The 7,798-nt window shown below is 46.8% G+C and carries 7 protein-coding genes; all 7 read right to left on the reverse strand.

The window, feature by feature from the left end:
- On the reverse strand, positions 1-727 hold a 727-nt coding region (locus tag FP815_10735; GenBank protein ID MBA3015412.1), incomplete at its 3' end, for an oligosaccharide flippase family protein.
- A 15-nt stretch (positions 728-742) separates the two neighbouring features.
- Positions 743-1,174, reverse strand: coding sequence for a hypothetical protein (locus FP815_10740; GenBank protein MBA3015413.1), 432 nt, complete (start codon positions 1,172-1,174; stop codon positions 743-745).
- 460 nt (positions 1,175-1,634) lie between these two features.
- Positions 1,635-2,603, reverse strand: coding sequence for a methyltransferase domain-containing protein (locus FP815_10745; GenBank protein ID MBA3015414.1), 969 nt, complete (start codon positions 2,601-2,603; stop codon positions 1,635-1,637).
- 309 nt (positions 2,604-2,912) lie between these two features.
- Positions 2,913-3,671: a class I SAM-dependent methyltransferase gene (locus FP815_10750; GenBank protein MBA3015415.1), complete on the reverse strand. Its 759-nt coding sequence runs from the start codon at positions 3,669-3,671 to the stop codon at positions 2,913-2,915.
- A 161-nt stretch (positions 3,672-3,832) separates the two neighbouring features.
- Complete coding sequence (locus FP815_10755; protein MBA3015416.1) at positions 3,833-4,819, reverse strand: NAD-dependent epimerase/dehydratase family protein; 987 nt, start codon at positions 4,817-4,819, stop codon at positions 3,833-3,835.
- On the reverse strand, positions 4,816-5,964 hold the full coding sequence (locus tag FP815_10760; protein MBA3015417.1) for an NAD-dependent epimerase/dehydratase family protein: 1,149 nt from the start codon (positions 5,962-5,964) through the stop codon (positions 4,816-4,818). Before FP815_10760 ends, FP815_10755 begins: the two co-directional genes overlap by 4 nt.
- Positions 5,964-7,052: an NAD-dependent epimerase/dehydratase family protein gene (locus tag FP815_10765; protein ID MBA3015418.1), complete on the reverse strand. Its 1,089-nt coding sequence runs from the start codon at positions 7,050-7,052 to the stop codon at positions 5,964-5,966. The genes FP815_10760 and FP815_10765 overlap by 1 nt, the downstream gene beginning before the upstream one ends.
- Between the last annotated feature and the right edge of the window lie 746 nt (positions 7,053-7,798).

The following is a 7,798-nucleotide window of genomic DNA, read 5'->3' on the forward strand; positions in this document are numbered from 1 at the left end:
AGTCACTCCTTTGAAAAACTTGTACCATCATGACGCTTACTAATATGGGCAGAGAGACCGTCAACCATTTTGTCGAAGAAAAATCTGCTCTTGCAGCCGCATACTCTGAAGACAGGCCCCCCCTGAGCATCCAGAGCAGACCAATACCCGCAGCCCCGAGATATGCAGTGAGATAAAAGATCACCACGCGGGAAACGCCAAGATTACTTTTGGACACTACGGAAATTCCAATAGCAATAGCCAGAATCCCCTGCGCCAAGACCGTGATTAAGAACGTCGCTTTTCCGATACGCCGAAGCCCCCGCAAGATGCCGCCAAGCGTAAGGGTTAGGCCGATAGCGGGTATGGCCCAAACGGCAATTCTCAGCGGGTCGGAATATATCGCTAAGAACCTGCCGGCCAGGCCAAACATGATAATAGCCATCGCAAGTCCTGCAAGAAATGAAACGACAATGCTGTAATGCACAAAGCCTTTCAGCGCTTTCCAATCGCTTGTTTCAAAATATACAGACGCAAACCGCATGCTGGTCTGGGAGAGGCCGAGAGGCGCCATCATTCCCAAAAACGCAACAATCGATATGACATAGCTGACGCGACCATAATCATCCATGTTCAAGTGTCGCGTTAAAAGTGTATGGAAGATAAACAAACATGCTCCCCCGGCTACCTGCCAGAATAGGGCAATGAAACTGTCGCGCGTTACTCTCTTAAATAAAGTGTCACTCATACTCTTCCCACGCTGTCACATTAGCCACGCGATCAACTCAGCGTGCCTTACTCGCTGTTTTTTTACAGCAGACTTCATGGCGGTATGCCATTTCCCCTGGCATTTCTCGATCTTTCTGATGAGTTCGTCTTCTGTGACCGCGCGGCGAGGAAAAAAATGAGCGAGAAGTGCAATAATGCCTGTCAGTCTCAATAACTGGACTGTTTCTTTGTGCCAAATGCGTTCTTCCAGATGATACAGCATGGCACTAGCCAGGTGATGGTGCCAGCCCAACCAATTTCTGAGCTGATAGTCGGTCATGAAATGCGTCTTGTTGAGAAGGGAAAGGTCGAAGAAGGTGCAAAGGCGAGTGGCAACATCCGCAAGAAAGCGCAGGACGCTGTCATGAGTCGGTTCCTTTAGGTTGCGAAAAGGACGGTATGTTTCGGATGCTGTACTTGGGAGCATACAGCCCGTCCCTCTCCTTGATGGTTGATGTCGACGGCATAGCAAATTTTTTAATTTTATTTTAACAATAGCAGCAAGTTCTAAATAGGATAAGGGAACCATACTACGACTAAAATGTGGTTTCTAGTTCTACTTTGTCAGATTAGCTCGCACCTTACATTCCGTCACCCTAGCATAATTTTAGCTGGGGTCCAGTGCGTCACTACGGTCTGGATACCGGCTAAAATCATGCCGGAATGACGAGAAATCTTATGCGTGCACAGCTGTAAAGTAAATGTGACAAAGTAGCGTCTCACCCCGCCTGAGGCGAGGATTTATCCTAAAGTAACTTTTGCGTATTTCTTGCTTGGGCGGCACGCATGACAAACAAACAAGGACACATATTTTACTATCAATAAATTTTTACTTGGAAGAACTAGGATGTCATCGGTGCAAACAACATGAATCCCACGCAGACACTTCACTTTTGGGCAAATACCTCGACCAGGCCACGGGACTTCTCCACATGAGTTCGGACAATCACAAACCCTGCCTGGGTAATCATCCTCACCAGAGTTTGTGAGCTAAAATGAAAAGTATGATTCCATAACAACATATCCCATCTTCCCCGCAACCGCTCGAACGGTGTGCTGTCCGTACAAAATGTACTAACATAAAGCACACCTCCTTCACGCATTATCTCATAGGCGGCACGCAGATCGGCGAGAGGATGGTATGAGTGTTCTATGAAATCATTCATGGTCACGAGATGGTACGTATTCCTGCGGACAGCCCCTTTTTCTATCAACTGGGAGAGAAAGCCCTCGTACACCTCAACGGCGCATACCTGCCGTATTTTTTGCACTGCATACCCATTCAAATCGTTGCCCGACACCTGTACTCCGAGATCAAGAGCACTCTTCAACAAAAAGCCAGCCCCGCAGCCCACATCGTATAACTCCAATCTGGACTTCGAACCATAAATATGCATCATCTTTTTGATAATTTTCTGGTAATAGAGTCGTCTTATCCGCCACCAAAATGAAAAAGAGTATTGAATATTCCTCGAAAGAGCGGCCCCATATTTGAGTCTATTCTCGGTAAACTCGATATTCCGTTTTCCATCGCTCTGTAGCAGCCATTCGTTCCAAAGTTTTTCAGGAACACGAGGAGATGTGAACCATAGACCGCAGTCTGTGCATTCTACGATTCTGTTCCCATCCCGGGCCAAAAGGATCTCGATATTCTGTCTTCCTCCGCAGCCTTCACAGGGAGGATATTCGGTAAAAGGCAGTTTCCGATCCTTCAGATTATCTGAAATATCCTCATCCTGTCCAAATATCCTCTTTCTCAAACGCCGAAAGGCCACCCCGAAATCGGTCAAGCTGATCAAGGGGCCGCCAGATGGGGTACTCATTGGGTAGAGCCCCAGGCCCTTATTGTTATGCATTTACACTCCCTCTAATCAATCAGACTATACCAATCATAAAGATAAAGCTCTTTGCCTGGTTGTGAAGCTGCAGAAGACCGCCCTATCTCCATTACTACAAAGTAGTGATAATTTTTCAGTTAACGTTCAGCAGCACCACAGCTGCTGCAGCGCCGCCTGATTTTTTATAACTCTGGGGCTGCCGAAAATTTTGGTGCCCCAGATGAACGATTACATTTCTGATGCAGTTCGCCTTTTTTATTGCGGAACTTTTTATCGGAACGAAGAATTCTCAGTGATTTTCCTTGCATTATCTCTGAAAGGTGTAGCTTATTCCAACACCACCCTGCTGTTCACAGGCCTTTTCTTTGCAAGGCAATACATCATGGGAGAAGTGATATCGATGCGTATGCGCATGGCGAGTGCAAACAGCTTCAAGGAAATTCCACATACTTTGCTCGAAACCCACAGTGGGCAATTCTTTACCGTAAGCCGATACCGCAAGGGATTAACGTGGACGCCTGCGTGATCAAACCCGCAAAGATTCATTAATTGCCTGAGACTGTTAGCTGTGAACGGTATCTCATGGGTGAAATCCCTTGCAAAAAGGCCAAAATTCATAGGATTCTCGATGTTTCCCGTCTGGGCAATCAATATCCCTTCAGGTCTCAGCTTCTCTCTGATAGCTTCAATCAATGCAAGCAGGGTTTTCTTGTTGATGTGTTCGATCACGTTCATCATCAAAAAAACATCGACGCTGCCCACTTCAAGCCCTTTTACAAAATCTACAATATCCATAGCGTACAATCGAACCTGAGGGATGCCTTGGCCTATCCATTCTCCTGCCTTTGCGATAGCAACCTCATCCGAATCTACCCCGACTACGTTACGATACCCCTCTCCAGCCAGCCACTGCAGTGATATACCATCGCTACATCCTAAATCGACAATGAGTGAATCCTTTGAAGCAGGGAGATACTTCGTATAATTATACCGATAGCTGCCAATGGCAGCCTCGCGATGATGTGAAGTAATCTTTTTCCTGCCGGTCGCTTCCCAAAAAGATGCTTTAGCTTTCATTTCCGTCATTACGATTTAGCCCTCAGGGCCGTCTTCTATAACAAGAAGGTATTGTTTACTGTTCTCTGGGCCTAGCCAAGCAGATGTTCTTCCGAAGAAGAAATCCGCCAGAGGAGAGGCTCAAGGTAATTATGGCAAGAATTAAACACATTCATGACGCATTATTCACATTAACGGGGATCAACAGAAGCGTTGTAATACAGTAATGTTTCTTGCAAGCCCTTCTCAAGATCAAAGGCCGGTTCAAACTTGAGCATTCTTCTCGCCTTAGAGATGTCGGAATAATTTCTTTTCACGTCTCCAAGTCGTGTTTCGCCAAACGATATCGCAACTTCTTTGCCAGTTCTGGTTTCGACGAGTTTTTTTATGCTTTTCGCTATTTCACCGACCGTCGTCTCTTTATGGGTCGCAATCTGGAAGGCCTCTCCTCCGATATCTACCTGAGCCGAAAGGAGTACCGCCTGGATCAAATCGTCAATGTAGATAAAATCTCTTGTCTGACTCCCGTCGCCGTAGATCTCAAGCGGTTCCCCGTTCAATGCCTGTTTAAAAAACTTGGCAACAACGCTGTTCTTGTGCTTGGAAAGCGGCCCATAAACATTCCCGAATCGAAGTGCAATGGTCTTGATCCCGAAAGTCCGGTAAAAGGCCGAGCAGTATCCCTCGCCAGCCAGCTTGCTGGCGCCGTATGGCGAGACAGGATGTGGCGGCAACTCCTCATGGATAGGCGGCTTCACCTCGCCTGCAGGGGCTCCGCTGGAGGCAAAAATAAACCGTGACACCTTATTGTGCCGTGCAGCCTCAAGGTAATTGAAAGTGCCGATCACATTGGTCACACAATCCATGCGGGGATCTTCAACAGAGGGACCTACGCCGGTATTGGCGGCAAAATGAACGATAATGTCCATGCCCTTAGCAGCTGCCAAGGCAAGTTGCTCGTCCAGAATGTCGCCGACAATAAGTTCGACCATAGCAGAAGACTTATCCCCAAGGGATTCTGAGTTGATTTCAGTAAATTCGCAAACAGCAGCCAAGTCATCACATGTGCCAACGGAAAGATTGTCAACGACGCGGATACGATGGCCGCCTTCCATCACAAGTCGCTTGATTAGACTGGTGCCTAGAAACCCGCAGCCGCCTGTGATTAGCCAATTCATGCCCATTTTGTCCCCCTAAAAATTTTGTGGTGTGCAATATTGGACTTATACTTGAGCACATGCTTCAACATTTTGGTTAATACTTCTTCTGTCAGAATATTGGGTTTGAGCCCCAATTCAAGCAATCCGGTATGCCTCGGATTGTAATAGTGCTCTTCCAGTTCCTTGCGAGGATTATCGATACTCTTCACCTGAACATCGAGGTCCAACAACTTGCCCACACTCTGCACTTTACCAGCCAGTTCATTTACGCTGAAGGTCTCGGTGAACTGGTTAAAGATACGCAATTCGCCTTGATTTGCCGGGTTTTCTAATGATAGGCGCACGCAACTCAATGTATCCTTGATATTCAGATAGCCCCTGGTCTGTCCGCCCTTGCCATAAACAGTCAATGGATAGCCGGCCACAGCCTGGACAATAAAACGATTGAGCACGGTTCCAAAAAGTTCGTCATAGCTGAACAATGTGAGCAGATTTTCATCCTGCTCAGCCTCATCGGTAAAGATGCCGTACACCGGCCCCTGCATTAAATCCGTTACCCTAAGCCCCCACATGCGAACGTAATACCAGAGCAGGTCGGTATCCATGATCTTGGTGGTGTGGTAGAGGCTGCCGGCCTGACGAGGATAAAGAAACTTGTCCTTGCGGCCATTGTGGCCGATATCCAGCCACCCTTCTTCGATGTCGATATTGGGTGTGCCATATTCGCCCATGGTGCCCAGCTTTACGATATGGGCATCAGGACAAAATTCGCGCACAGCAAAGATAACGTTAGCGGTAACGCCGAGATTATTTTTGATAGTGAGGGTAGCTGCTTCGCGTCGCAGCATCGAATAAGGTGCGGAGGGTTGCTCGGCGTAATGCACAACGGCTTCTGGCTGAAAATCTTTAAAAATTCGAGCAACAAAATCCCACTGGTTAAGATCACCAATGAATGGGGTAATGTCCTTGTCCGTGTGTTCTTTCCACCGGCGAATGCGCTCCTGCAGGGTAGGCACGGCGTAGAGAGGGTCCACATCTTCAGCGCGCATCAGGTTGCGGCGCAGGTAATTGTCAGCCACGACAACTTCATGGTCTTGAGCAGAGAGGTGCATGGCGGTTGGCCAACCGAGGTAGCCGTCACCGCCGAGAATCATAACCCGCATCAGTCTTTTTCCTCCTTATCACCGGGCCAGTAACGCGATCCTAAAGTATCTCCTGGAACATTCAACAGGTTGTAATTTTTCAGCAGTTGGCGAATTTGATCGACATTGAGAGATGTTTCATCCGCCGAAACATAGGGGTTAGTTACCTGGCTTCCGATGATGCCAGGGTAGTCATAATCAATATCGTGATAGATGCCCCTAAATGCCGGCATTACACTGAAATATTGCTTAAGCTCGATCGCACGGCGAGTCTCCTCTGGACTCATAAGCTCTTCGTAAAGCTTTTCTCCCGGCTTAGTCCCAATCTCAGTAATCTCAATTTCCTCTGGTCTTTTTCCATAAACGGGGGCCAGTTCATTGATCATGGCCTTGGCCAGGTCTACTATTCGCACCACCGGCATTTTGGTAATAAAGACCTCGCCTCCTCGCGCCAACATGGCCGAGTCAATGACGAGACGAACCGATTCTTGAATACTCATGACGAATCGGGTCATGTCACGGTGGGTAAGTGTAACGGGGCCGCCTTTGGCAATCTGGTTGTGAAAGATAGGGATGACCGATCCACTTGAACCCAGCACATTGCCGAAACGTGTAGAAGCGAAAATGGGCCCATTGCCACGCTTGTTGCTATTAGCCGCAGTCATCAGGCGCTCACCCATCAGTTTGGAAGTACCCATAACATTAGTAGGATTCACCGCCTTATCCGAACTGGTAAAAATGACCCTTTCCACCCCATTGGCTTGGGCGGCGGCAATCACGTTTTGCACCCCAATAATATTGGTCTGAACCGCCTGCTCAGGTGAACGCTCACTCAAAACAACGTGTTTGAGTGCAGCGGCATGAAATACGATGTCGATTCCCGCCATCTTACATGTAAGCTCGTCTTTGTCTCGGACATCCGCGACAAAAAATCTCGCTCGTGCATCATTGAGGTGGTGTTGGTCCTGAAAGAAGAGTTCGCTTTCGTTGTTATCAAGGCCGATCATTTCTGATATCTGATACTTCAGACCAGATAAAAGCTGGTGTACCAATTCAGTACCAACCGTACCACTGCATCCTGTGATAAGAATTCGTTTCCCGTTTAGCATATTTCTCTTTTGGTTATGATGAGCTTATGAAATTATGTGGCAGCTTCATGTTTAAAGTGCCACTGAGGTCGGTCGTCAATAGTGACCACCAAATATTTCACGCTTCTTATTGCATTTCGTAAAACCGGTGATCAAAGGCGCCCGAGGAAAGGTAGTCAAGTTTTTCTGCTTTTTGGGGCGGTTATAAAAGAGGCGGATTCAAGTTTGAAGTGCAACCGCACCAGAGCCTTTACTTATCTGAATTCATTTGTTACTTCATGAGACAAAAATAATTTTTATGCAAAAACCTACACCATCTTAGCCTTATTCCTTGCCCAAAATGCATACATTAAGCTAGCCATCATAGCAACAATGACTCCCAAGACAAATGCAAAGACGACAATCTTAATTTTTTTCGGCTTCTCCGGATTAATAGAAGAAAAGGGAGATTGGACAACTTCAACAGCAGCTAGGGCCTCCAAATTCACAGTCAAAGTTTGGAGTTCTTTCTCCAAACGTGCCTCCTTGGACTTTAATTCCTGTTCCTTGTTGACCTTTACATCCAGCAAAGTGAGTTCGGTTTCTTTCTCCAATTTTCCCAGCTCGGCTTTGTAACTTAAAAGCTTTTGATTTAATTTTTCTTTTTCAATGGCTAATCCCTGATCACGGTCAACTTCAATTTCACTGATTTGAATTTGTAGACTTTTTACTCTATCTACATTCTTCGCTTCCATGACATCATACTGATTTATTTCTTTATTTAAATC

It is taken from the genome of Desulfobulbaceae bacterium (assembly GCA_013792005.1).
GTDB lineage: Bacteria > Desulfobacterota > Desulfobulbia > Desulfobulbales > VMSU01 > VMSU01.